This is a genomic window from Actinoallomurus purpureus (genome assembly GCF_024055795.1).
In the GTDB taxonomy this organism is placed as follows: domain Bacteria; phylum Actinomycetota; class Actinomycetes; order Streptosporangiales; family Streptosporangiaceae; genus Actinoallomurus; species Actinoallomurus purpureus.
The window spans coordinates 287,511-311,500 of sequence record NZ_JAMXMY010000001.1 but is presented as its reverse complement, the minus strand read 5'-3'; the positions used below and the strand labels follow the sequence as shown (position 1 = coordinate 311,500).

Below are 23,990 nucleotides of genomic sequence, written 5' to 3'. Positions count from 1 at the left end.
CACCACCGATGACGACGACCGTAGACCGTCAGGCGCCTCCGGCCGGCCGGGACTCTGGTCCCGGGCGCGGCCGGAGAGGCCTGTTCCACATTCCCGAGCGGGTCCGCCGAGGCGGCCTGCCCTACCTCCTCCTGCTGCCCGCGCTGTTCTTCGAGCTCATCGTCCACGTCATCCCGATGGTCCTCGGCGTGGTGATGAGCTTCAAGGAGCTCACGCAGCTCTACATCCGCCACTGGTGGGGGGCGCCCTGGACGGGCGCGGGCAACTACCGGGTGGCCGTGAGGTTCGACGCGCCGATCGGCCGGGCGTTGCTCGACTCCTTCCTGGTCACCTGCGCCTTCACCGTGCTGGCCGTGGGCCTGTGCTGGCTGCTCGGAACGACGGCGGCCATCCTGATGCAGGACCGCTTCCGCGGCCGCGGCGTGCTGCGCGCGGTGTTCCTCACGCCGTACGCGCTGCCGTTGTACGCCTCGGTGATCGTCTGGGCGTTCATGTTCCAGCACGACAACGGGCTGGTGAACCACGTCCTGCACGACCAGTTGGGCGTCACCGGCAAGCCGTCGTTCTGGCTGATCGGCGACAACAGCTTCTTCTCCCTGCTGGTGGTCTCCGTCTGGCGTAACTGGCCCTTCGCGTTCCTGTGCGTGATGGCCGGCCTGCAGAACGTCCCGCGTGAGCTGTACGAGGCCTCGGCGATCGACGGTGCCGGGATCTGGCAGCAGATCCGGCTGATCACGATGCCGTCGCTGCGGTCCATCAACCAGGTGCTCGTGCTGGTGCTGTTCCTGTGGACGTTCAACGACTTCGCGACGCCGTACGTGCTGTTCGGCCGGTCGGCGCCGGCCGCCGGGGACCTGATCTCCGTGCACATCTACTCGGCCTCGTTCGTCACCTGGAACTTCGGCGCGGGCTCGGCGATGTCCGTGCTCATGCTCCTGTTCCTGTCCCTGGTGACGGCCGGGTACCTGCTGGTCACGAACCGAACGAGGAGGAACCGTGCCTGAGCGCTCGCCGACGGCGCCGCCGCCGTCCTTCGTCTGGACCCGGCGGATCGTCCTCACGCTGCTGACCGTCTTCTCGCTGCTCCCGGTCTACGTGATGCTGAGCAGTTCGCTCAAGCCGCTGCGGGACGTCACCGGTGCGTTCCGCTGGATCCCGGAGCACCTCACCGTCCGCCCGTACGTCGACATCTGGCGGACCATCCCGCTCGGCCGTTACTTCGTCAACTCGATCGTCGTGGCGAGCGCGGCGACCGGGCTGTCCGTTGTGGTGGCGATCTTCGCGGCGTACGCCGTGAGCCGGTACCGCTTCCGCGGCAAGCGCGTGTTCACGATCACCGTCCTGTCCACCCAGATGTTCCCGGGAATCCTGTTCCTGCTACCGCTCTTCCTGCTCTACGTCGGCATCGGGAACGCGACCGGGATCGCCCTGTACGGATCGCGCGGCGGGCTGATCCTCACCTACCTCACCTTCTCGCTCCCCTTCTCCATCTGGATGCTCGTCGGCTACTTCGACTCGATCCCCCGGGGACTCGACGAGGCCGCGCTCGTGGACGGGTGCGGCCCGCTCCGCGCGCTGTTCCGCGTCATCGTCCCGGCGTCGCTCCCCGGCATCGTCGCCGTGGCGATCTACGCCTTCATGACCGCGTGGAGTGAGGTGCTGTTCGCGTCCGTCATGACCAACGACACGACCCGCACCCTCGCCATCGGCCTGCGCGCCTACGCGACCGAGACCGACGTGTACTGGAACCAGGTGATGGCCGCCTCGCTGGTCGTCAGCGTGCCAGTGGTCGCCGGATTCCTTCTCCTGCAGCGCTACCTGGTCGCCGGTCTCACCGCCGGCGCCGTCAAGTGAACGCCCTCCCACCACCGCAGAAAGGCACTCCGTGGATCACCTCAGCCCGCTCCCCGTGGACTTCGCATGGGGCGTGGCGACCTCCTCCTACCAGATCGAAGGCGCGGTCGACGAGGACGGCCGGTCCCCGTCGATCTGGGACACCTTCAGCCACACCCCGGGGAAGGTGGACGGCGGCGACCACGGCGATGTGGCGTGCGACCACTATCACCGCTGGCCGGAGGACATCGAGATCATGAAGCGGCTGGGCGTGACCGCCTACCGATTCTCCATCGCCTGGCCGCGCGTCATGCCCGGCGGGGCCGGTCCCGTGAACCCTCCCGGGCTGGCCTTCTACGACCGTCTCGTCGACACCCTGCTCGACGCGGGCATCACGCCGTTCCCCACGCTCTACCACTGGGACCTGCCGCAGGTGTTGCAGGACGCCGGGGGCTGGACCGACCGCGACACCGCCCGGCGCTTCGCCGACTACACCGCGTGCGTCGCCGAACGGCTCGGCGACCGCGTCACCGCCTGGGCCACTCTGAACGAGCCGATGTGCGCCGCCTGGATCGGCCACCTCGAAGGCCGCCACGCGCCGGGCCTCACGGACGTCAAGGCGGCCGTACCCGCGTCGTACCACCTGCTCCTCGGCCACGGGCTGGCGGCGCAGGCCCTGCGGGCCACCGTGCCCGGCGCGCAGGTCGGCATCGTGCACCTGCTGAACCCGGTGGAGCCCGCCGGTGACTCGGCCACCGACGCGGCAGCGGCCGCCCGCTTCGACGGGCACACCAACCGCTGGTGGCTCGACCCGGTCTTCGGGCGGGGCTTCCCCGCCGACATGCTCGAGGTGTACGGAGTCGACCTTCCCGAACAGCCCGGCGACCTGGAGGTCATCGGGGCACCGCTGGACTGGCTCGGGGTGAACTACTACCGGCCGGCCGTCGTCGCGGACGACCCCGAGGGGGCGCCGCCGTACGTCCGGGAGACCACCCCGGCCGGCCGCCGGCTCACCGGGCTGGACTGGGTGATCGAACCGGACGGGCTGGAGAGCATCCTGACCCGGGTCGCCGAGGAGTACCGGCCGCCCCGGATGTACGTCACCGAGAACGGCTCGGCGTGGACCGACACCGTCGGCGGCGGGCGGGTGCACGACCCCGAGCGCGCCGATTACCTGGAAGAGCATCTCGCGGCGTGCGCGTCGGCGGTACGGCGCGGCGCACCGCTGGCCGGATACTTCGCCTGGTCGCTGCTGGACAACTTCGAATGGGCGGCCGGCTACGCCCCCCGCTTCGGCCTGGTCCACGTCGACTTCGCGACACAGGAGCGGACGGTCAAGGACAGCGGGCTCCGCTACGCCGATCTAATCCGTTCCCACCGGGAGCGGGCGGACGTCTGACGAAGACCTGCCGGGCTGCTCCCGTGCCCGGCCATAGACCGCGGCCCTCGCCGGTGTCGCCTCCCGGCGAGGGCCGCGCTGTGCCACAGGCCGCGCCAGCCCAGCCCCTCGGGCCCGCCACGGCCCGCCGCACTCGATCGCTCGGTAAGCTGAGCGCGTTGAGTACGAGACCGTGGGAGGCCGGATGCACGTCCTGCCGGACGACAGCTGGCTCCGCGGCATCCGCCCGCAGCCCTCCCGCGTGACCGCGGAGGAGTACGAGGCACTGCCCGAAGAGATCGCCAAGGCGATCGAGATCGTGGACGGCTACATCGTCTACTGCGAAGCGCCGACCCCCGACCATCAGACCGCCGGAAGGCGCCTGGCGAACGTCATCGAAGCGCACGCGCGCACCGCGATGGACCGGGGTCACGGCTGCGTCACCGTCAATAACGACGTCGACCTGCGGCTGCGGGACGTACCATTGCTGAACCGGCGGCCCGACGTGGTGCTGTACCGCTGTCTGGACCGCGAGCGCGGCGAGCGCCTCCGCGCAGAGCACGCCCTGCTCGTGGTCGAGATCGTCTCCCCTGGCTCGGAGACCCAGGACACCACCGACAAGCCAGGAGAGTACGCCAAAGCCGGTGTCCCGCATTACTGGATCGTCCGTCTCGACAACACCGGCGTGTCCGTCATCGAGCGCTACCGGCTGGACCGCGCGACGATGCTCTACAAGCACGTAGGGACGTTCATGCGGGACGAGGCCGGCGACACGCCGTCGGTCGACAACCCCATCCCCATCACCATCGATTGGTCCACGCTGGCATTCTGACCATCTCCGTGAGCGACGAACATGTCGAAGGGGACTCGCCATCCAGCGGCAACGCACCTCCTCCGGCGACTGGATGACCTACGCCGCCAATGTCAGCCGCCGGAAACCGTATGAGATACAACGGTGAATGGTGACGAACTCAGATGACTCGCCCAATCGGAGCCTATTCGCGGGCACCGCTGCGTATTACGCGCGCTACCGCCCGGGCTACCCGAGAATCTTCTTCGACGATGTAATCGAACGGTTCCACCTTGATGGAACCGGACGGCTCCTCGATCTCGGCTGCGGAACCGGCCAGTTGACCATCCCCCTGTCCTGGCACGTCGCCGAGGCAGTGGGTATGGATCCCGAACCCGAGATGCTCGCTGAAGCCGCCAGGCAAGCACAGATAGCCCGGGCCACCAATGTGACCTGGTCCCTCGGCGCCTCGACGGACCTTTCGAGCCGGCTCGGACGGTTCCGGCTAGTGACCATGGGCCGATCGTTTCACTGGATGGACCGCCGGCAGGTCCTGTCCGTTCTGGCCGAGATGGTCGATGACGGCGGCGGCCTCGTGATAGCTAACGACAGTTGCCTGGTGCGGCCGACGACCGCATGGCAGCAAGCCGTCGAAGAAGTGCAGCACCGCTTCCTAGGGCCAGTCCCCGATATTCGTCGTGAGAACGTCGCCGGTGCTCACGAGCCACACGAGATGATCCTGGCCCGCTCGTCGTTCCGCCACCTCGACCGCATCGTTCACGCCTTCGAACGGGCGTGGACACCTGAACAGGTCATCGGTTACCTCTCCTCGACATCACTGCCGATCCGGCGCCTCCTCGGAGACCGGCAGACCGCCTTCGAAGGAGCAGTCACCGAGGCGCTGCACGGACTCGATCAAGGAGGCCGGTTCATCGAACCGGTCGCCCTGGAAGTACTGATCGCCCGCAAGAAGCCGTGAAGGACAGGCATTCCGACAGTTCCGATACCCGACTGTGGCGTTATCCCGCCCCGGAGGCGCCCAGGCCGAGTTGCTCACAACTGCCGAACCACGCTCCGTCATCGGATCATGCAGCTGACCAGCCGACGGCAGACTCTGTTACGGCGTGTATCGGAAGTAGATCAAGGTGGTGAGTCATGGCCAGCCATGGTCCGGAGCTAAGATCACTGGCCGGACGCCGACATGAGGAGGCGGGCGAATTGGCCGCCGTGGTACTCGTTCACGGCCTGTATCACCGTCCCGAGCACTTCGCCGTGGTGGCAGAGCGTTTGCGGACCGCAGGAACCGAGGTTGTCGTTCCCGAGCTCCACCGGGGCTCGTTGCTCGCTGATACAGCTGTGGTCCAGGCTGCCATCGACGCGCTACAGGAGCCTCCGATTGTGCTCGGTCACTCCTACGGTGGGTCGGTGATCACCGGGGTGCGTGGAGCGGGACACTTGGTCTATCTGGCGGCCTTCGTGCTGGACGTCGGCGAGAGCGCGGCCGGTCTGGGTGGGGCGTCCCCGCAGCTCCAGGACGCGATCAACCCTGAGCCCGACGGCTCGACCAGCCTGCACCCCGACCGGGCTGCTGCCACCCTCTATGGCGACTGTCCCAAACCCCTCGCCGCCTGGGCGGTTGGCCTACTGCGTGCGCAAGCCCCCGGCTGTGGGCGAGGAGCCCCAGAGCGCCACAGCTGGAAGCACACTCCCTCCACCTACGTCGTCTGCGCGCAGGACCGGGCCATCGACCCAGGCCTGCAGCGGACGATGGCCTCGCGCTGCACCAACGTGCGCGAGTGGCAGACGGGCCACTCCCCGTTCGTAGGACAGCCCGATCTCATCGTTGAACTCCTGCAGCAACTGCTCGCCACCAACGCCCCGTGCAGGCGAGATGAAGGGGTCACAACCACTCATTGACGGCTGCGGTCGCTTCGTAGCGGACGGCGGGTTTCTCATAGCGGGTGGCGACCGCGCGGTGGCGCTTGAGGCGGTTGATCCCGCGCTCAACCGCGTGGCGCTCCTCGTAGTCGGTCTTGTCGAACTTTGGTGGACGGCCGCCGCTGGAGCCGAGTTTCTTGCGGTTGCGGGCCTGGCCGGCCTTGTCCGGAATAGTGCAAGGGATTCCGCGCTGTCCGGCCGCGATGACGGGCCCGTCTCGCGGGCCCCTGCCGTGAGCCGGGTCAATCCCATCCGGCGGGTCTGTCCTCCATCGCGTCGAGTGCCATCGTCCAAGGGTACTGATCGAGGTGGTCGCTGCCCATGCCAGGGGCGTGCAGCGGGTAGACGTCCGGGCCGAACAGGACGGTCACTCCCCACGACCGCAGCCGCCCGACGTTCTCGGCGAAGGCCGGGTGGGCGGCGTGCGCGCGGTTCGTGAACGGCAGCGCCACGATCGGCAATCGCTTGCCGATGCCCTCCACCAGGATGCCCAGGGCCAGGGTGTCGCAGATGCCCGCACCCCACTTATTGATGGTGTTGACCGTGGCAGGTGCCACAATGACGGCGTCCGGCGGTGGCAGGACATCCGGAGTCCCCGGCTCCCTGTACTCGCTGCGCACCGGATACCCGGTGAGCCCCTGGAGCGCGGCCACGTCCACAAAGCGCCGGGCTGACGGCGTCGTGAGCACGCACACGTTCCAGCCCCGTTCCTGCGCCGGGCGCACCAACGTGGCGACCTCACGCGCCGGCGGCGCCGCGCACACGATGACGTACAGCACCCGGGCGGTCATACCCGAACCCTGGCCCGCTCGGCGAGCCGGGCGAGTTCGAACGGCGGCGCGTTCCGCGAACGGCGGAGCAGATCGGCAATCGTCGCTTGTGCCACAGGTCGGCAGCGTACCTCCCGGGACGCCGTGGTCTCGGCTTCGAGCAGCGCCCGTACTGCCCGATCTCGGTCGCCGACCTGGCCATACGCTCGCGCAACGTCGACGAGCAGTGCCGCCCGGCGTTCTTTACGCAGCATCCGCATGCTGTCCGCGTCGATCGTCGCCGCGATCTCGGTGGCCCAGCGGGTCGAAGTGTCGCCGTCGACGGCGTCGGCCGCGGCGAACCCGGCGCCCTCGGCTGAGGACGCGGTGGCGGGTCGGCCCTTGGCGGCGTCATCGGTGCCGCAGGAGGCGGCGGCGCGGGCGCCGCGGTACGCGCGTGGGTGGACGGCGAGGTCGCGGCGCGTGCGGCGGGTGACACGGCGATCAGCAGGAACAGCGCGAGGGCGAGTACGGAGGAACGGCGCGCCGGCGCGTGCCTCCGGCCGGAGAGGGCGGAGTGCATGGCTCTCCTCGGTGAGGGGGCGGGTCCCTTCGGCTGGGTGAAACGGCCCGCGCGGCCGCGTGCCGCGCGGGCCGGGAGAGATCACATGAGGTGCTGATCAGCGGGTCACGGGTAGCTGACGACGTTGACCGGGGTGGTCGCGGTGCCCTGGGCGGCACCGCCGGTGTCGTTGATGACGTGGTCGATCGTGCCGTTGCCGCCGAGGGACACCGTCAGCAGGTCGTGGAACTTCACGCCGGAGGCGTTCGGCACCTCGAAGGCGTGCGCCGCGTGGATCGAAGGATCGACGTTGAAGTAACAGTAGCTGCCGAGGCCCCACCCTTCGTGCGTCGTGACGTTCGCGCCCACCTTGTAGGCCGCGTAGCCGTTGGTCGAGCCGTTCATCCAGGCGGCCTGGTTCGGCGGGTCGTACGGCATCTCATTCTGGAAGAAGTAGGTCCGGCCGCGCTCGCCGTTCCAGACGACCTCGTACTTCTGGTAGTGCTCGACGAACAGGCCGTACGCCGTGACGTCGTTGCCGTTGACGATGAGACCGGTGTCGGCGGTGTTGCTCGTCCAGCCGACGCCGGAGCCGTGGTCGGCCCGCCACGCCCAGATGTGGTCGATGATCGCGTTGTTGCTGTTGACGGCCAGGCTGTTGGTGGCCTTACCGACGCCGGCGCCGCCGATCCGGAAGAACACGTCCTGGATCGAGGTCGGGTCGGCGGAGTGGTCGGCGGTGGATCCGCTCGGGCCGATCTGGAGCAGGTTCGGCGAGTTCACCGAGCCGGCGTCGAAGAGCAGCCCGGCGATCTTGATGCCGTTCACGTCGGCGACGGACATCGGCGTGACGCCGTTCTGGGGCACCAGCGTGGCGTACCCGAGGCCGAGGACGACCGTGTCCGCACGGGTCACGTTGAGGGTCTGGTCGATCTTGTAGACGCCCGGGGTGAACAGCAGGTTCAGGCCCTGGGCCAGCGCCTGGTTGAGGGTCGCCGCGCTGTCGGAGGGCTTGGCGACGTAGAACTGGCTCAGCGGGAGCGACGAGCCGGCGGCGCTGCCACCGCTCCACGTGGTGCCCTGGGAGTTCTTCCGCAGCGCGGGTACGAACACCCGGTACGCGCCGGAGGAGTCGACGTACAGGAACGGCTTCTCCCGCGTCACCGGCGAGTTGGCCACGGTGGTGTAGGGCGGGTTCGGGAAGCTCTGCGCGGGCGCGCCCGCCACGCCGGTGAACACCATGTTCCACACGCCGTTCAGCCAGCCGCCGATCTGGCTGTCGCGGGTGAACCACTGCTGCTGCGAGTACGGCTGCACCTGGCCGTCGACCTTGGTGTCGGCGATGTAGCCGCCGCTGGCCCAGCCGTAGCCGGTCGGCGCGAGGTTCAGGTCGCCCTTGATGTGCATGCGGCGGAACGGCGCGGCCTGGGACACCGCCCATCGGTCGAATCCGCCGGTCGGCTGCACGGCCATGTTCTCCGCGGACCGCCAGAAGTTCTGGGTGGCGTTCCCGTTGAACCACCCGGCGTCGACGGTGACGCCGCCGTTGATGGTGACGTCGTCGGGCGAGGCGCCCAGCCCGGCGATCGAGGTGTAGAAGCCGATGTTCGCGTTGACGTTGTAGCTGCCGGGCTTGAAGAGCAGCGCGTACCGCTCGCTGCCGAACTGGTTGCTCTCCTGCTGCTTGAAGACGGTGTCGAGCCGGCTCTGGATGGTCGCGGACGACATCGACGGGTCGAACACGATGACGTTCGACCCGAGGTCGCCGCCTCCGGGCAGCGTGCCGCCGCCACCGGAGGTGGTGTGGACGGCGAATTCCCAGAGGGAGTAGCCGTAGCCGGTGGTGCGGGCGGTGCCGTACATGCGGACGTAGCGACCGGTGCCCGTGACGTTCAGGGTCTCGGTGCCGCCCTGGCCGGTCGTCGTGGAGTAGACGGTGGTCCAGGTGGATCCGTCGGGCGAGGTCTGGATCTGGTAGGCCTTGCCGGCGGCGGTCTCCCACTGGAGCACCACCTGGCAGATGTCCTGGGACGATCCGAGGTCCACCTGGATCCACTGGGGGTCGCTGAAGGCGCTGGACCAGCGGGTGCCGCCGTCGCCGTCGACGGCGTTCGCGGCTGGGAGTCCGGCGTTCTCGGTGGAGGACGCGGTGGCGGGCCGCCCCTGCGCCGCGTCGGAGGTGCCGCAGGACGCGGCCTTCGCGGCCGGTGCGAGGCCGACGAGGAGACCGGCGAGGAGTGCGATGACCGCGACGACCGACGGGAAGGGGCGATGGGACCGCGGCCCGGTACGAAGGCCTGGGGTGAGGACGGGTTTCATGACGTCTCCCGGTGGGTGGCGGGGAGCGGAGGCGGGATGGGAGCGCGGCGACGTCGACGCGCGAGGCAGCCGTCTTTACACAGGACTTAATTAATGACGTGATTTAACCCCGGCGGTCATCGGCCGTCAAGAGGTCGTAACGCCCGGCAGCGCAGCTTTTCGACTCCTTGTTATAAGATCTGAACTAATCGGGGAGGTCGGTATGCGGGAGCACGTCACACCAGAGCGGCGGCGAGGCACGGTCCGGGATCTCCGGCGTGACAACCGGTCGGTGCTGCTCTGGTCGCTCTACTTCGACCAGCCCTGCACGCGCCAGGAGCTGAGCCAGGCGACGGGCCTGTCCCCCGCCTCGGTCAGCAACGTGATCCGCGAGTTGATCGAGGAGGGCCTCGTGGCCGAGGCCGGGGCGATCGACTCCGACGGAGGCCGTCCCCGCGTCCTGCTGCGGATGAACCGCGACCACGGATACGTCATCGGCGTGGACGTCGGCGAAACCCGTGTCCGCGTCGAGCTGTTCGACCTGGCGATGGAGGAACGGGCCCGGGCCGACTACCCGCTCGATCCCCGCGAGCACGGCGTCACGGTGATCGTCGACCGGATCCTGGCCGGGCTGTCCGCGGTGCTGGCGGACGCCGGCGTGGACTCCTCGGCCGTCCTCGGGGTTGGCGTCGGGGTTCCCGGAGTGGTCGAGCAGGGTGACGAGGTGCTCGTGCACGGCCAGACGTACGGCTGGGAGGCGGTTCCCCTCGAGCGCCTGCTCCGCGCCGGCACCGACCTCCCGCTGCACATCGACAACGGCGCCAAGACGATGGGCCGCGCCGAGATGTGGTTCGGCGCGGGGCGCGGCGCCCAGCACGCGGTGGTGTGCCTGATCGGCTCCGGTGTCGGCGCGACCATCATCGCGCACGGCAGGACGCACCGGGGCTCGACGTCCAGCGCCGGAGAGTGGGGCCACACGACGATCATGGTCGGTGGCCGCGAGTGCCGGTGCGGGGCCAAGGGGTGCCTCGAGGCCTATGTCGGGGCCGAGGCCGTCCTCGACCGTTACGGGCGGGCCCTGCCCGGCCAGGACGAAGAGTCCGCGCTGGCCGCCCTGCTCGACGCGGCCACGGCCGGCGAGGAGGAGGCGGGGCGGGTCCTGGAGGAGACCGCGCTCTACCTGGGAGCCGGCCTCGCCGATCTGATCAACCTCTTCAACCCGGAGCGGATCATCCTGGGCGGTTGGGCCGGCCTACTGCTCGGCGAGCGGTTGCTGCCGGCCATCCGCGACGCGGCCCGCCGGCACTCGCTGGCGCACGCGTTCTCCGAGACGTCCATCGAGCTGGGCAGGCTCGGACCCGAGGCCGTGGCGCTCGGCGCGGCGACCCTCCCCATCGAGCGGTTCCTGAACGGCGCTTCGCTCTCCTCCGCGGACCGGCGGCGGTCCGCCGGCTGACGGCCGGCCGCTGCGAGGTGCTCCGGACCACCGGCGGCCCGCGGTCGCTCCGACGGGCGCCACGGAGGCCTGGCGACCTGCGGAACGGGCGTCAATGCGCCGGTAGGGCGGACGTCCGGGTCGGCTGTGGCTGCGGGCCGAAGGCGGTGAGGAACCGGTCGCGGAAGGCGTTCATCCGCCAGACCGGGGCATGCGGGTCGGGCCGCAGGCCGTCCTGCCAGCCCCACCCGGAGATCCGGTCCAGCACGGCCTTGTCGCGGGCGACGATCGTGATCGGCACGTCGCGGTCGGCGCCCGGCCCGGTGACGAGCGGGGTGGGCTGGTGGTCACCGAGGAACACCATGACGAGATTCTTGTCGCCGTAGGTCTCCACGTACGAGATGAGGGTGTTCAGCGAGTACTCGATCGTCCCCCAGTACGCCGCGCGGATCCGGGTCAGGCTCCGCCAGACGGCCTCACGCTGGTCACCGGCGGCGGCCAGGGGGCCGAAGGACGATCCGTCACCGACGGCCTTCCAGTCGATGAGCCGGGGTGTGGGCACCCAGGGCGCGTGGCTGGAGGTGAGCGGGATCTCCGCCATCACGGGCGGGCGGTGGGGCGCCGTGAGCTCGGCGCGGTGGAAGGCCGACAGGGTGTACTGGTCCGGCGCAGTGCCCCAGTCGACCAGCGGCCCGTGGTACCCGTTGTTCCAGCGGTCGTAGATCCGTTCGTACCCGTAGAACGACGATCCCTCCGGCCAGGGCCGGGTGTTACCCGGCTCCACCGCGACGGTCCGCCAGCCCCCGCGCCGGAACGCCTGGCTCAGGGTGAAACGGTCGCTTTTCATCAGCGTGTCGTGGCGCTGCTGGTTGTCGATCCACAGCCCGGACAGCAGCGTGGAGTGGGCCAGCCAGCTGCCGCCGCCCGCCGTCGGCGAGGTGAGGAACGCGCTCCGGGCACCGAATCCGGCCGCGGCCAGCCGGCGGGTCCCGGCGTCGAGCACCGCGTCGGCCTGGGGCCCGAACTTCGGATCCTCGATGGCGTCGCGCCCGTAGCTCTCGACGAACACCAGCATGACGTCCTTGCCGTGCAACCCGGTCAGCAGGTTCTGCGCCGGAGTCCCACGGAACGCGTCGACGGCCGCGGCCTCCTTCGCGAACTCCTTCCGGTCCCGCAGGCCGACCAGCACCTGATGGGAGTGGTCGTACGTGTGCCCGGCGACCGGCACGCCGGGCGTGATCTGCACGCCGAACACGGCGAACGCCACCCAGGCGACCGCGAGGGCCGCGACGGTTCGGGTCGTCGCGATCTTGTGCCGGGCCAGGACACGGGTGAGCCGCAGAACCGACCGCGCCGCGAGCACCAGCAGCCCGACGGCGAGGAGCGCGACCACCACCACGGCGCCGATCGCCCCGGCCTCACCGGCCGACGTCCTGAGGAACTCCAGGCCGGCCGAGAACAGCGGCCAGTCGTAGTCCGGGTTGAACGGCCGGGCGAGCACGACGGAGAAACCCAGGTCCAGCAGCTTGACGATGGCGAGCACGCCGAGGGCCGCCCCGATGAGCGCCGCCACCACCCGCCGGGCCCGCCCCGGCAGGAAGAGGACGAGTACGACGCCGATCAGTCCCTCGACCGGGATGCGAACGAACGCCAGGAGCGTGAGCCGGGTGGCGTCGTCCGGAGCGATGAGAGCCGCCACCACGAACGCGGCGGCGAGCGCGGTGGTCACCCGCGCGGCGACCGGGTGCCTCACGCGACGGCCGTCCGCGCTGTCGCCGTCCCCACGACCGTCTGCCGGATCCCCCGAGCTCTCGTCGGCCCCACCACCGTCCGCGCCGTCAGCGTCCCGGCGGGCGTCCGCCGGAACCTCGGGACCGTCGCCGGGTTCCGTGACCTCCGGGTGCTCGTCCGCGACCACCCGGCCTCGAGCCCTCAACCGGTCAAAGCGCGCGAAGAACGACACTTAACCCCTCCGTACGGATCCCTGCGATGTCGGATGCCGCCGCCCATCCCCGTCCCTACCGGACGAGCGGCGGCGCCGACTATAGACACGGGCGGCGTCCCGCGAAGGTTCATGCGTCGATCCCGGCATCGCCGATGCGGCGCGGCAGCGGGCGGGCGACCGGTGCGCGTACGGGCGTCGGCCACGCCCTGACCAGGGCCGGCCACAGCAGCACGCCGGCACCGGGCAGGCTCGCGACCAGGGCGAGCACCCCGTACACCACCGCGACGGTGAGGCCCTGCGCCGCACCCAGCCCGGCCGCACCGAACGCCAGCGCCGCCATTCCCTCGCGCGGCCCCCAGCCGGCGACATTCACCGGCAGGCCCATCGCGAGGAGGGTCAGCATCATCAGCGGCAGCAGCCGGGTCGGCGGGGCGGTCGATCCCGCCGCTCGGGCGGCGACGAGGAAAAGGGCGAGGTACCCGGCGAACGACAGCACCGACAGCAGGACGATGCCCGGCCAGGCGTCCCGGGCGAGCAGGCCGCGCCGCAGATCGCCGAGGGAGACGGCCGACGCGCGCCGCCATCGCGAGCCGCTCCCCCGCCAGCGCTCCCCGGCGACGATGGCGAGGGTCGACACGACGACCACGAGCCCCCCGACGGCCATCCCGGAGATCGTGACGAGGTCGTGGAACCGCGGCGGAAGCGCCGTGGGCCACGCGGCCAGTGCGACGGCGACGACCGCGACCACCACCACCTGACCGGCGACCCGCTCCAGCACGACCGCCCGGACGCCGCGGCCCACGTCGCCTTCCTGCCGCCCGTGCCGTACGGCCCGGTGGACGTCGCCGAGGACGCCCGCGGGCAGGACCGCGTTGAGGAACTGGGCGCGGTAGTAGTCCGCGACGGCGTTCCGCAGGGGCAGCCGGAGACCGAGTCGCCACGCGACGAGGCACCAGCGCCAGGCGCTGAGCACCGTCGTCATCAGGCCGATCACGAGCGCGGCGGACACCGCCCGCAGATCGATCACCCGCAGCCCGTCCAGGACCGCCCGCGTGCCGAGCCGCCGCACGAGCACACCCATCACGCCGAGGGCGATGAGCGTACGGACCCAGACCCAGACCGTCCGCTTCACGACCGGTCCCCCGCAGGCAGCGCGAGGAGGTCCTCGTGGCCGATCACGACCGACAGCGCGCCGGCCGCACCGGCGGCGAGCCGCCGGTGCAGGTAGGACTCCGCCGAGGGGGCTAGGTCCGGCCGCTGCTCGACGGCGGCCTCGACCCAGCCCTCCAGCCACTGCGCGGTCAGCTTCCCCTGCGCCGGGCCGAGCTGCCAGGGGCTGGGGCGGCGGTGGACCGTCATGCCCGCCCGTTCGAAGGCAGCGGCGGCGACGTCGGCCGCGTCCGGGCCGAGGAGCCGCCGGGAGGCCGGCCGGGACGCGCCGTCAGGGGCGGAATCATGCGGGGGGCCGCCGTCGACGGTACGGCGCTGGTGGTCATTGAAGGCAGCGCCGAGTTCCTCATCCAGGGGGTCGACCGGAGCGAACGCGACCCTCCCGACCACGGTGAGCGCCAGCAGCGCGGGACAATCGGCCGCGGCGCAGGCAGCGGCCAGCCCGGCCACCTCATCGGCGGTGAGCAGGTCCAGCAGCGCGGAGGCGGTCACCAGCGACGTACCGGCGAGATCCGCAGCGCGCAGCTCGGTGACGTCCCCCGCTTCGACCTCGACCGTGACCGGGCCGCCGTCGGCGGCCGCCTGCGGTGGCCGGGTCACGGCCTGGGCGAGCAGTGCCGAATCGCGGTCGCACAGGATCCAGTGCTGGCGACCGGGCAGCCGACCGGCGAGCCAGCGGCCCATGGAGCCGATGCCGCACCCGAGGTCCCGGATGACCAGCGGCGCGTCGCTCAGAAACGGGCGGAGCAGAGGGACCAACTCGGTCGCGCGGGCGGCCGCGTCCGCGCCCTCACGCAGCTCCAGCCATTCGACGGCGTACCCGCTGACCGCGGCCCCGCTCACGCGGCGCACCTTCCCGATTCGAGAGCCATGCCCTCCTACACGAGCATTCGGAGTGATCGGTTCAATGCCGTCTCAATCGTCCTTCCGACACCGACCCGAGCGCTCGTCGTTCACTCGGCTCGGCGCTGACGGGCGGCCCGCGTCAGGGGTAGGCTCCCCCGCACCCACGCCACGATTGAGGCGTTTTCCTGCGGAGAGGTCGAAGATGCGACGTATAGACACGCTTGTCGCGACCGACCGGATGTCCCCCGAACATCACGATCCAGCCTATAGCGAGACCCGGCCTGCTTCCCGGTGGCGGTTCCCGCCGGCGCCCATCATCGGGGCGATCGCGCAGGTGGCACTGCTCGCCCTGCTGACCGCGACCACCGGCCTCGGCGCCGTCGGCTGGCTGGCCGGCGTCGTGTACGCCGCGACGGCGGCCACCCTTCTCGGCCTCGCCCTCCACCGCCGCGGCCGACGCTCGCTCGCCCCGGCCGACCACGTGACGCTGGTGCGGACGGCGCTCGTCGGATGCGTCACCGCGCTCGTCGCGGACACCGTACGCAACCCGGCGCCGGCCGGGCTGCTGGTCTGCATCAGCGCCGTCGCACTCACACTGGACGTCGTCGACGGGAAAGTGGCCCGGCGTACCGGGACGGCCTCCCCGCTGGGCGCCCGGTTCGACATGGAGGTCGACGCGTTCCTGATCCTCGTGCTCAGCGTCTTCGTCGCCGGCTCACTCGGCGTCTGGGTGCTGGCGATCGGCGCCATGCGGTACGCGTTCGTGGCGGCGGGCCTGCGGCTACACTGGCTGCTCGCCCGACTGACGCCCCGCCGGTCCCGCAGTGTCGTCGCCGGACTGCAGGGAATCATCCTGACGATCGTCGCCGCCGACCTGCTCCCCCGAGCGGTCGAGACGACCGCGACCGGACTCGCCCTGGCGTCGCTCATCTGGTCATTCGGCGCCGACATCATCCGGCTTCACCGGAACCGCGACAAATCCTGACCCGCCCGCAGCGGCGTTCGACGTGTCACCGGCTCAGCGGTACGAGAAATTGCCCCAGATGAGCGGACATGATGGCGGTCATGACTCGCGCGGAGGCACCGAGGCAGGCGCTGGGATCCCTTCTTTATAGGGCGGCCGTCAACCGGCAGAACTTCGACGGCCAGGATCTTACGTCGGTGCGGACGCAGCAGCTGTGGTTCGATCGCTGCTCATTTGTCGGAGCCGACCTTCGCCACGCGACCCTCGACAGATGCTCGTTCAAGATGTGTGACCTGCAAGGCGCCGACCTGCGGGGGGCATCGTTGAGAGGCGCGGCATTCTCCGGCTGCGATCTGCGTGACGCTGATCTGCGTGACGCCGACCTCACCGGAAGCCGCCTCGGATACGTCAACACCGGTATCCACCCCCATGGCCGGACCGATGTCACCGGTGCCGACTTCACTAACGCGCTCCTTCGCAATGTCCAGGTCGACCAGGTCATTGGGTGGGCCGAATAAGCGACAGGTGGCGCATCGCCAGCCCACTCCGGCATTCGTGAATCACCGGGGCTAACGGTCGAGAATCACAGCCACAAGATCAGCGAGGCCGGCGGTGTGGTAGTCGAATGAGTCGGTGGCGAGAGGTGGGTCTCCGACCGGCCGTTGGACATAGGCCGTGCGCAGTCCCAGTGCTTGTGCGCCCCGGAGGTCCCATGCGTGGGCGGCGACCATGAGAATGCGTTCGGGTGCACCACCGCCGGCGATTTCGACAGCGAGCCGGTAGACGTCAGGGGCAGGTTTGTAGCTTTGAGCGTCCTCCGCCGAGAGCAGGCAGTGCCATCGCAGTCCGGCCTGGGCATTGAGGCGGGTCAGCGTTGCTCGGCTCGCGTTGGAAAGGCCTACGAGAGGGAAATGTTGCGCGAGTCGTTCGAGGGATTCGATGGTGTCGGGCCAGGGATCGAGCTGCCGGTCGGAGCCAGCTCGCGGATGCTGTTGTGGAGTCCGCCGGGCTCGTTGACGAGGGTCCCCAGGATGTCGAACACGACGAGATCGATGTCAACGTGCGAGGGCATGCTGCTCCGCCTTCCCTGCTTGTCTGTCGTTCCGTTTGAATGGGTCGGCGATGTCTGCTTGATCGAGGAGTCGCTTTCCGGATGCAGGCTACAACTACCCATCCGAAGATCATCGTGACCGCGGACGGGGCCCGGGGTGGCGACTATCGGGCACAGAAGGACAAGGAGGGCGGCCGATGAGCGTCGGACGCAACTGGCAGGACGTCAAGGCCTAGGCCCATCGGCGGCATCCTGAACTGGCCGACCCCGAACGCCAGGCCAAGGCGCGGGCTGAACTCGACGCCTATGTGGCCGGACATCACCTCAAGGAACTACGCAAGGCCGTCGGGAAGACTCAGGTCGAGTTGGCTCGGGCCCTCGGCGTATCGCAGTCCCGGATCTCGCAGATCGAGAACGGGAAGATCGAAGTCATGGAGCTTGAAACACTCCGTGCCTACGCGACAGCTCTGGGTGGACACGTGGACATCACCGTGAGCGTGGGTCCCCACTCCGTCAAGGTCTCCTAAGGCCGCCGACGCCTGGCGCCCGTACAGCAGCGGCAACAGCGATGGGAGCAGGGATTACGAATCCCCGCGCTGAGCAGCCCGAAGTGCCGTGTCAGGCAATGTTCGCCCACGTGGCGGTCGTTCGGGCGGCTTGACCGAAGCCCCTTGTCAGGGTGTCTTGACACGAAGCGACTGTCAGGACACCCTGACAGCATGGGTGCTGACGACTCGCCGGCCGCCGCGCTGGCCAGACAGGTGACCAACAAGGACCCCGCCATCGGACTGCAAGCCGTCGTCGCGCTGCGGCGTCTGCTGGAGGAACTGGAGCGTCTGCACGTAGACAGTGCCCGTGAGCAGGGCTGGACATGGCAGAGCATTGCGGCAGCACTGCAGGTCAGCAGGCAGTCGGTGCACGAGAAGCATGCGACCCGACGCAAACTCACCGGCAAGGAGGACTGAAGTGGTGTTCGAACGATTCACCGAGCTCGCCAAGCGGGCCGTGACGGCATCCCAGGACGCGGCCGTTGCGCTGGGCCACGACTTCATCGGCACCGAGCACCTGCTGCTCGGGCTGGCCAGTACTGCAGGCACGGCCAGCGAGGTGCTTCGAGGGCACGGCATTGAGCTGCAGCGGGCACGCGAGGAGACGGTCCGGCTGCTAGCGGAGGCCGGGGTCGCCGCGACCGGAGGCCAGGAGGCCAAGGACGCCCTGTCCTCGATCGGCATCGACGTTGTCGAGATCCAGCGCCACGCCGACGACACCTTCGGCCCTGGTGCCTTCCGCTTCCCTCGGCCGCCCTTCACCCCGCGCGCCAAGAAGGTACTCGTCGAACTGACGTTGCGCGAGGCACAGGCCCTCGGGCACCAGCGCATCGACACCGAGCACCTGCTGCTCGGCTTGCTCGCAGACGGCGAAGGCATCGCGACCCAAGTCCTGACCGCGCTGGGAGCCGAGGCCACAGCCCTGCGCGAGGCAGTTCGCGCTCGCGTCACCCAGCAAGCCTCATAGCGTCTCTGATTAGCTAAGCGATCCTTAGAACTCCTCCTACCGCCGCCAGGTCCGCTCGGTCGGGATCACCCCGCACATCGCCCGGCGCGGCGCCGAGCACGGCTCCGGCCTCGGCGTTCACCGGTGGGTGGTGGAACAGACTTTCGCGCTCCTGCACTGGTTCCGCCGCCTGCGCATCCGCTGGGAGATCCGCGACGACATCCACCAAGCCTTCCTCACCCTCGCCTGCGCCATCATCTGCTGGCGTCGGTTGAGGAAGCTCCAGCCCCTGCGAAGGCCGCCGCTGCCGGCCGTCATCGACGGTCGATGACGTCGTGTACTGCTTGGGTGATGGCGTCGGGGCGGCGCATGGAAAGGGTGGTGTGGCCGACGCCGTCGATGAGGCGGTTCTCCCCGCGTGGGACCGAGGCGGCGATCTGGTCGTACAGCCGCGTTTTGCCCTCGATCTCGCCCAGGAGCAGGGCTTGGGGAATCGCGCCGGAGACCGCTGTCTTGAATGGGTCGATGCCGGTGGCGGTCAAGACGATCAGCGGCAGCTCCGGCAGCGGCCCGGCCGCACGGAGTTCCTCATACAGCGTGCGGGCGGCCATGGCCTCGACCAGCCCAGTCTGCAGCCATTCGCGGCTGAGGTGGCATTCGACCAGGGGCTTGCGGATCTCGTCCGGCCATGCGGCCATCTCTTGGTTGAACAGGGACCGGTAGAGCTCGATGACCTCGGCGGGGATCTCGCCGGCGAGCGCCTGGCCGGGGTCGAAGGACTGGTGGATGGCGGCGAGTTCGGGCGGCAGGAAGGTGTTGTAGTCCTCGTGGTGGGGCTCGACCAGGACCAGGCCGGTGACCTGGGCGGGGAAGCGCGAGGTGAAGACGCGTGCGTAGTCGGCTCCGAGGGAGTGGCCCACCAGGATGTACGGCCCGGGCACGGCGGCCGCGGTGAGCAGGGCGGCGAGTTCGTCGGCCACCGCCGCGGCGGTGCGCGCCGGGCTCGCGCTTCGGTCGCTCCAGCCGGTACCCGCCCGGTCGTAGACCACGCTCGTGGTGAACTCGGCGATCTGCTGCTGGCAGGGCCAGTAGTCCAGGCCGACCGCTCCGGCTCCGGCCAGGAACACCGCCGTTGGAGTGCCCGCTCCGGCGGTGTGCAGCAGCAGGTCGTGGCCCTCGACCCGGTAGAGGCGTCCCTGTGGCGGTTTTACAGCCGGCATCGCGCCCTCCTCAACGATCCCATTTTTGGGAACAGTACCATATGTGGGATCATCGCTCTTGTGGATGCTCTCGACCTTCTACTGCACCCGATCCGGCTGCGTATCGTGCACGCGATGTCGGGCGGACGCCTGCGCACCACCAACGAGTTGTGCGCGGATCTGGCGGATGTGCCGCGTACCACCGTCTACCGGCATGTCGGGCTGCTGGCCGAGGCGGGCGTCCTGGAGGTGGCCGACGAGCGGAGGGTCAACGGCATCATCGAACGCGGCTACCTCCTGCGCGGGGACCGGCCCGTCATCGACCGCAGGGCAGCCGCGGCCATGACCCTCCAAGACCACCGGCGCACCTTCACGCTCGCCATGAGTGTCCTGCTCTCCGAGGCCAACGCCTACCTCGACCGACCCGACGCCGACCCGGTCAACGACTCACTCGGCTACACGCAGTTCGCACTCTGGCTCACCGACCAGGAACGCGCCGACCTGATCGACCACCTGATCGCCGCGATCACCGCAGTGCGAGGCAATCAGGCCAACCTCGACCGCAAGCCCTACCTGCTCAGCCCCATCCTCATCCCCACAGAGCCAAGCACCCACCAATGACCCGAGCACCAGGGGGTTCCCCCTGTTCGCGCGGTCCCGCGTCGCGGCGATCCACTTTCGAAATCTTTCGCATCCTCTGCATGATTGATCGTTCTTTCACCAGTTTTCAAGTGAGCACTTCGCCAACAAAGCCACCGAACGTGCACGTCAGTGGCCAGATATAACAACGCACGACCGATGAGACGTTCGAAACATTTCGGAGTCTATCGTTGACGCGATCTCGAATCAGACGCATGCTCGCTCCATCGATCGCTGCCAGAGTCGTCGCCCGCCGACGGTTCTCGTGGCGGGTTCACGGCCTGGCCCCGCCAGCGTTCACGAGGAGGAAGCATGTACATGAACGACACCCCCGCCCACCCGATCGGCCGCCGAAACCTCCTCGGCCATGCCGGCGCCGTAGCGCTGGTCGCGTCCGCGATGATGCTGCCCGGCACCGCCAACGCCGACACGACCATAACCACAAATCAGACCGGCACCAATAACGGCTACTTCTATTCATTCTGGACCGATGGCGGCGGCTCGGTCTCCATGACTCTAGGGTCCGGAGGGAATTACCGCACCTCGTGGACCAACAGCGGGAATTTCGTCGCCGGCAAGGGCTGGGCTAACGGCGGGCGCAGGAGCGTGAACTACTCAGGCAGCTTCAATCCGTCCGGCAACGGCTATCTGTCCCTCTATGGGTGGACGTCGAACCCACTCGTCGAGTATTACATCGTCGACAACTGGGGCACCTATCGGCCCACGGGAACGTATAAGGGCACCGCGACCAGCGACGGCGGTACGTACGACATCTACGAGACCACGCGATACAACGCCCCCTCCGTTGAAGGCACTCGAACGTTCAATCAGTACTGGAGCGTCCGACAGTCGAAGAGGACGGGCGGAACCATAACCACCGGCAACCACTTCGACGCGTGGGCCCGCTATGGCATGAATCTGGGCAGTTTTAAATACTACATGATCCTCGCGACAGAAGGATATCAAAGCAGCGGCAACTCCAACATAACGGTGAGCTGATAAACGTCCCGTCCCCCGAGACCGACTGCGGTCGCGCCGCCAGCAAGAGGAGGACCCCCGCCATGCGAATCAGACCACATCTGCCGAACCGCTCCTTGGCCACGGGACTGGCCGTCGCCGCGATGGCCGTGGCGAGCAACGTCCCCTTCACCGTCAACGCCACCCCGTCACACGCCGCCACCTGCAACGGATACGTCGGGCTCACCTTCGACGACGGCCCGTCGAACGCTCACACCCCGAGCCTGCTCAACGCACTCAAGCAGAACGGGCTGCGGGCCACGATGTTCAACGAGGGCCAGTACGCCGCCGCCTACTCGTCCCAGGTCCGGGCCGAGGTCAGCGCCGGCATGTGGATCGGCAACCACAGCTACACCCACCCGCACTTGATCCAGGAGAGCCAGTCGCAAATCGACTCGGAGATCTCCCGGACCCAGCAGGCCATCGCCAACGCGGGCGGCGGCACGCCGAAGCTGTTCCGCCCGCCGTACGGTGAGACCAATGCGACGCTACGGTCGGTCGAGGCCAAGTACGGCCTGACCCAGATCATCTGGGACGTCGACTCGCAGGACTGGAACGGCGCGAGCACCGACGCGATCGTGCAGGCCAACGCCCGGCTCACCAACGGCCAGATCATCCTCATGCATGAGTGGCCCGCCAACACCCTCGCCGCGATCCCACGCATCGCACAGGGACTGGCCGGCCGCGGCCTGTGCGCCGGCATGATCTCCCCGCAGACCGGCCGCGCCGTGGCCCCGAGCTGACCCCCGAACCTCCAGAGACACCGCAGCAGTCGCGGCGCGGGGCCCATGGCCGCCGCGCCACCACTGCTGCCGGCCGGTTGCCCCGCGCGTCGAGGAGATCAGCCTGCGGCCAGGAACTCGACGGCCTGGCCCGGCCGCCGAGGCTCGCCGCGGGCTTTCGCCCTCGCTCACTTCGGACAGCATCGCGACGCGGCGCTTCTGGCCAGGGCTCTTGTACACAGACTCCCCACGCCGGAGCCGCTCTATGAACAGAACTTCGTGATCGGCGCACTCCTGTACCTAGTGTCCTGCGCTCGCGCTTCATTTGCGGGGGACAATTCAATGCCGCAGACCCTTGACTGCGGTTGCCAGCCAGGATGTTATGCGTATAACGCGAGCATCCAGCAGGGGTCGGTCATCACGGTGACGCCACGCCCCCGAGCCTGCGAAGCGGAGAGGTTCTACGTGGCGTCCTGACCGGGCACGGGAAATGAGTGTGCCGAGGACTGGGGGCGGGACTCTCCACGTTACCGTACCCTCTAGGACCTGCGCCGGATAACGGGAGCCTCACCGCGATCAAGAACGATGGCAGAAGATCGGAGAATGGTGGCGACAGTCACATGCGCTCTGGCGCATAACTCCAAGGACGAGCACGAGTACACCCTGTACGTCGATGGCGAGAAGGTGGGCTACTTCTCCTTTTATGTTCTTCCGTTGGGAGAATTGCCGCTTGCCGATAGCTCTTACGGTGAAGTGGATAGGATAACCGGCCTGCAGGTGACCGCGAACACACCGGTCGCCAGGTTTGCGAATCCTAGGGTTGATAAGGACAAGCGACTGAGAGGATATGGTTCGGGGGCCGCGTATCTCGCGACGGGAATGGCCCTCAAGGCGGGTGTTCAGTTAATGTTGGCCGAGGTGGCAAATGCCGATAAATTCTGGGCCACACTCGGATACAAGCAGGTGCCGGACTGGAGTATCTGGGTCTCGACGGTGGCCGACGTACAGAAAAGTGCCCTTGCAGAGGTGAATAAACACAATCTGACGGTGTCCTGAGACTCGCCTATCCACAACAGCGGGACATAGGCAAAGAGATCACGCGAGCCGAGCAGGAGATCCAGATCTGCCGTCTCAAGCTCACCTCGGCCACCGGCCGACCCGTGCGATCCATCCAGCCCAGTACACCCGAGTAGCCCTCGCGCAGCCTCGTCACCCCGGGTCAAACCTGCGCCCGCACATGTAGTTCCGACTACAGCGGTGACGACAGCGACGGCAACCGATCTTAAGGCTGCCGCCAGCACGGAGCATTATTGCCGCGCGGAAGCCTTGATCACGTTTGCCGTGACATTGAAGAGCATGAGTGTAAGCCTAATGCCGAACTTGATCACCATCATGGTGATAGCGATCATCGCCGAGACGAGCGTCACCGTCAGGCTGATTATGGCACCCATAGCTTGTGACCCCTCCTGCACACGGCCCAGCACCCAGCCGGCCGTCAGGAATCAGACGTCTCCACCACCCCATTGGTTGACAAAGTCGCGACGCCGGACGGGGTTGGGCACGCTGTTCGATGGTCGTCATATACGAAATCAACGACGACCCAGCGCGACGATTCGGCCGGTCTCCACCCATATCTTCCGGCGGCTCAGCCCTTCCGCAGCGACACGGCTGGCCGCGCATCAGTCAACCCCGGCTTGAGACCGAGCCGGATGAGATGCCGTTGACTTTGGGGTTATCGCCTCTTCCCGGCGGTTCGGAAGGGCGATAGTCCCAAAGTCAACGGCCAGGTCATCCTCATGCATGAGTGGCCCGCCAACACCCTCGCCGCGATCCCACGCATCGCACAGGGACTGGCCGGCCGCGGCCTGTGCGCCGGCATGATCTCCCCGCAAACCGGCCGCGCCGTGGCCCCGAACACCCGAAACACCGCACCTGTGGCGCGACGGCCTTTGGCCGCCGC

At 68.6% G+C, this 23,990-nt stretch carries 26 protein-coding genes and 3 pseudogenes; 19 read left to right on the top strand and 10 right to left on the bottom strand.

Features of this window, described 5'->3' with window-relative positions; genetic code table 11:
• The first annotated feature begins 8 nt into the window (after positions 1–8).
• From NE236_RS01405 to NE236_RS01380, 6 genes are all read left to right on the top strand, one after another.
• Positions 9–1,004 carry a carbohydrate ABC transporter permease gene (locus tag NE236_RS01405; RefSeq protein ID WP_252839906.1) on the top strand — a complete coding sequence of 332 codons (996 nt, stop codon included), beginning with the start codon at positions 9–11 and terminating at the stop codon, positions 1,002–1,004.
• The gene (locus tag NE236_RS01400; RefSeq protein ID WP_252839905.1) at positions 997–1,854 is read left to right on the top strand and encodes a carbohydrate ABC transporter permease; all 858 of its coding nucleotides are present in this window, start codon (positions 997–999) and stop codon (positions 1,852–1,854) included. The genes NE236_RS01405 and NE236_RS01400 overlap by 8 nt, the downstream gene beginning before the upstream one ends.
• A 55-nt stretch (positions 1,855–1,909) precedes the next feature.
• The gene (locus tag NE236_RS01395; RefSeq protein ID WP_252839904.1) at positions 1,910–3,232 is read left to right on the top strand and encodes a GH1 family beta-glucosidase; all 1,323 of its coding nucleotides are present in this window, start codon (positions 1,910–1,912) and stop codon (positions 3,230–3,232) included.
• A 184-nt stretch (positions 3,233–3,416) separates the two neighbouring features.
• Entirely contained in the window at positions 3,417–4,043 is a 627-nt protein-coding gene (locus NE236_RS01390) for a Uma2 family endonuclease (RefSeq protein ID WP_252839903.1), read from the top strand.
• A 127-nt stretch (positions 4,044–4,170) separates the two neighbouring features.
• The gene (locus tag NE236_RS01385) at positions 4,171–4,980 is read left to right on the top strand and encodes a class I SAM-dependent methyltransferase (protein WP_252839902.1); all 810 of its coding nucleotides are present in this window, start codon (positions 4,171–4,173) and stop codon (positions 4,978–4,980) included.
• A gap of 176 nt (positions 4,981–5,156) precedes the next feature.
• Positions 5,157–5,918: an alpha/beta hydrolase gene (locus NE236_RS01380; RefSeq protein ID WP_252839901.1), complete on the top strand. Its 762-nt coding sequence runs from the start codon at positions 5,157–5,159 to the stop codon at positions 5,916–5,918.
• A gap of 263 nt (positions 5,919–6,181) precedes the next feature.
• Here the strand turns inward: NE236_RS01380 and NE236_RS01370 are convergent, their stop codons facing one another.
• From NE236_RS01370 to NE236_RS01360, 3 genes are read right to left on the bottom strand one after another with little or no spacing between them, the layout of a single operon-like run.
• Entirely contained in the window at positions 6,182–6,730 is a 549-nt protein-coding gene (locus NE236_RS01370; RefSeq protein ID WP_252839900.1) for a flavoprotein, read from the bottom strand.
• Positions 6,727–7,356: a discoidin/SUN/FTP domain-containing protein gene (locus NE236_RS01365; RefSeq protein WP_252839899.1), complete on the bottom strand. Its 630-nt coding sequence runs from the start codon at positions 7,354–7,356 to the stop codon at positions 6,727–6,729. The genes NE236_RS01370 and NE236_RS01365 overlap by 4 nt, the downstream gene beginning before the upstream one ends.
• A 20-nt stretch (positions 7,357–7,376) precedes the next feature.
• Positions 7,377–9,569, bottom strand: coding sequence for a discoidin domain-containing protein (locus NE236_RS01360; RefSeq protein WP_252839898.1), 2,193 nt, complete (start codon positions 9,567–9,569; stop codon positions 7,377–7,379).
• Between the two features lie 202 nt (positions 9,570–9,771).
• Between NE236_RS01360 and NE236_RS01355 the strand changes: the two genes are divergently transcribed.
• Complete coding sequence (locus NE236_RS01355) at positions 9,772–11,004, top strand: ROK family transcriptional regulator (RefSeq protein ID WP_252839897.1); 1,233 nt, start codon at positions 9,772–9,774, stop codon at positions 11,002–11,004.
• Between the two features lie 91 nt (positions 11,005–11,095).
• Here the strand turns inward: NE236_RS01355 and NE236_RS01350 are convergent, their stop codons facing one another.
• The 3 genes from NE236_RS01350 to NE236_RS01340 form a co-directional block, all read right to left on the bottom strand.
• Entirely contained in the window at positions 11,096–12,946 is a 1,851-nt protein-coding gene (locus tag NE236_RS01350) for a sulfatase-like hydrolase/transferase (protein WP_252839896.1), read from the bottom strand.
• A gap of 109 nt (positions 12,947–13,055) precedes the next feature.
• On the bottom strand, positions 13,056–14,060 hold the full coding sequence (locus NE236_RS01345; RefSeq protein WP_252839895.1) for a lysylphosphatidylglycerol synthase transmembrane domain-containing protein: 1,005 nt from the start codon (positions 14,058–14,060) through the stop codon (positions 13,056–13,058).
• Positions 14,057–14,941 carry a methyltransferase domain-containing protein gene (locus NE236_RS01340; RefSeq protein WP_252839894.1) on the bottom strand — a complete coding sequence of 295 codons (885 nt, stop codon included), beginning with the start codon at positions 14,939–14,941 and terminating at the stop codon, positions 14,057–14,059. Before NE236_RS01340 ends, NE236_RS01345 begins: the two co-directional genes overlap by 4 nt.
• A gap of 205 nt (positions 14,942–15,146) precedes the next feature.
• Between NE236_RS01340 and NE236_RS01335 the strand changes: the two genes are divergently transcribed.
• Positions 15,147–15,929 (top strand): CDP-alcohol phosphatidyltransferase family protein, encoded by a 783-nt coding sequence (locus tag NE236_RS01335; protein ID WP_252839893.1) that lies wholly within the window; start codon positions 15,147–15,149, stop codon positions 15,927–15,929.
• 68 nt (positions 15,930–15,997) lie between these two features.
• Positions 15,998–16,426 carry a pentapeptide repeat-containing protein gene (locus tag NE236_RS01330; RefSeq protein ID WP_252839892.1) on the top strand — a complete coding sequence of 143 codons (429 nt, stop codon included), beginning with the start codon at positions 15,998–16,000 and terminating at the stop codon, positions 16,424–16,426.
• 51 nt (positions 16,427–16,477) lie between these two features.
• Here the strand turns inward: NE236_RS01330 and NE236_RS01325 are convergent, their stop codons facing one another.
• Complete coding sequence (locus NE236_RS01325; RefSeq protein WP_372494232.1) at positions 16,478–16,849, bottom strand: HAD-IA family hydrolase; 372 nt, start codon at positions 16,847–16,849, stop codon at positions 16,478–16,480.
• Positions 16,807–16,980 (bottom strand): hypothetical protein, encoded by a 174-nt coding sequence (locus NE236_RS44930; RefSeq protein WP_372494211.1) that lies wholly within the window; start codon positions 16,978–16,980, stop codon positions 16,807–16,809. Before NE236_RS44930 ends, NE236_RS01325 begins: the two co-directional genes overlap by 43 nt.
• 236 nt (positions 16,981–17,216) lie before the next feature.
• Here NE236_RS44930 and NE236_RS01320 point away from each other — a divergent pair, with 236 nt between their 5' ends.
• The 5 genes and pseudogenes from NE236_RS01320 to NE236_RS01300 form a co-directional block, all read left to right on the top strand.
• A complete protein-coding gene (locus NE236_RS01320) occupies positions 17,217–17,486 on the top strand; it encodes a helix-turn-helix domain-containing protein (protein ID WP_289849791.1) in 270 nt (89 codons plus the stop codon).
• Positions 17,487–17,678: 192 nt separating this feature from the next.
• A complete protein-coding gene (locus tag NE236_RS01315; protein ID WP_252839890.1) occupies positions 17,679–17,924 on the top strand; it encodes an RNA polymerase subunit sigma-70 in 246 nt (81 codons plus the stop codon).
• Positions 17,887–18,135 (top strand): annotated as a pseudogene (locus NE236_RS44925) (Clp protease N-terminal domain-containing protein); the annotation flags it as partial. The gene NE236_RS01315 and the pseudogene NE236_RS44925, both read left to right, overlap by 38 nt.
• Before the next feature lie 120 nt (positions 18,136–18,255).
• Positions 18,256–18,474: pseudogene (locus NE236_RS44920) on the top strand (Clp protease N-terminal domain-containing protein); the annotation flags it as partial.
• A 37-nt stretch (positions 18,475–18,511) separates the two neighbouring features.
• Positions 18,512–18,784: pseudogene (locus tag NE236_RS01300) on the top strand (transposase); the annotation flags it as partial.
• Here the strand turns inward: NE236_RS01300 and NE236_RS01295 are convergent.
• Positions 18,768–19,673 (bottom strand): alpha/beta fold hydrolase, encoded by a 906-nt coding sequence (locus NE236_RS01295; RefSeq protein ID WP_252839889.1) that lies wholly within the window; start codon positions 19,671–19,673, stop codon positions 18,768–18,770. The pseudogene NE236_RS01300 and the gene NE236_RS01295 overlap by 17 nt on opposite strands.
• A gap of 60 nt (positions 19,674–19,733) precedes the next feature.
• Here NE236_RS01295 and NE236_RS01290 point away from each other — a divergent pair, with 60 nt between their 5' ends.
• From NE236_RS01290 to NE236_RS01275, 5 genes are all read left to right on the top strand, one after another.
• Positions 19,734–20,273, top strand: coding sequence for a helix-turn-helix domain-containing protein (locus NE236_RS01290; protein ID WP_252839888.1), 540 nt, complete (start codon positions 19,734–19,736; stop codon positions 20,271–20,273).
• A gap of 330 nt (positions 20,274–20,603) precedes the next feature.
• Entirely contained in the window at positions 20,604–21,290 is a 687-nt protein-coding gene (xynA, locus tag NE236_RS01285) for an endo-1,4-beta-xylanase XynA (RefSeq protein WP_289849615.1), read from the top strand.
• Between the two features lie 62 nt (positions 21,291–21,352).
• Entirely contained in the window at positions 21,353–22,051 is a 699-nt protein-coding gene (locus NE236_RS01280) for a polysaccharide deacetylase family protein (protein WP_252839887.1), read from the top strand.
• 45 nt (positions 22,052–22,096) lie between these two features.
• Positions 22,097–22,507: a DUF6000 family protein gene (locus NE236_RS44915; protein WP_372494210.1), complete on the top strand. Its 411-nt coding sequence runs from the start codon at positions 22,097–22,099 to the stop codon at positions 22,505–22,507.
• Between the two features lie 126 nt (positions 22,508–22,633).
• On the top strand, positions 22,634–23,086 hold the full coding sequence (locus tag NE236_RS01275; RefSeq protein WP_252839886.1) for a hypothetical protein: 453 nt from the start codon (positions 22,634–22,636) through the stop codon (positions 23,084–23,086).
• A gap of 251 nt (positions 23,087–23,337) precedes the next feature.
• On the opposite strand, the gene NE236_RS01270 is transcribed toward NE236_RS01275, so the two are convergent.
• Positions 23,338–23,481, bottom strand: a complete 144-nt coding sequence (locus NE236_RS01270; RefSeq protein ID WP_252839885.1) for a hypothetical protein — start codon at positions 23,479–23,481, stop codon at positions 23,338–23,340.
• Between the last annotated feature and the right edge of the window lie 509 nt (positions 23,482–23,990).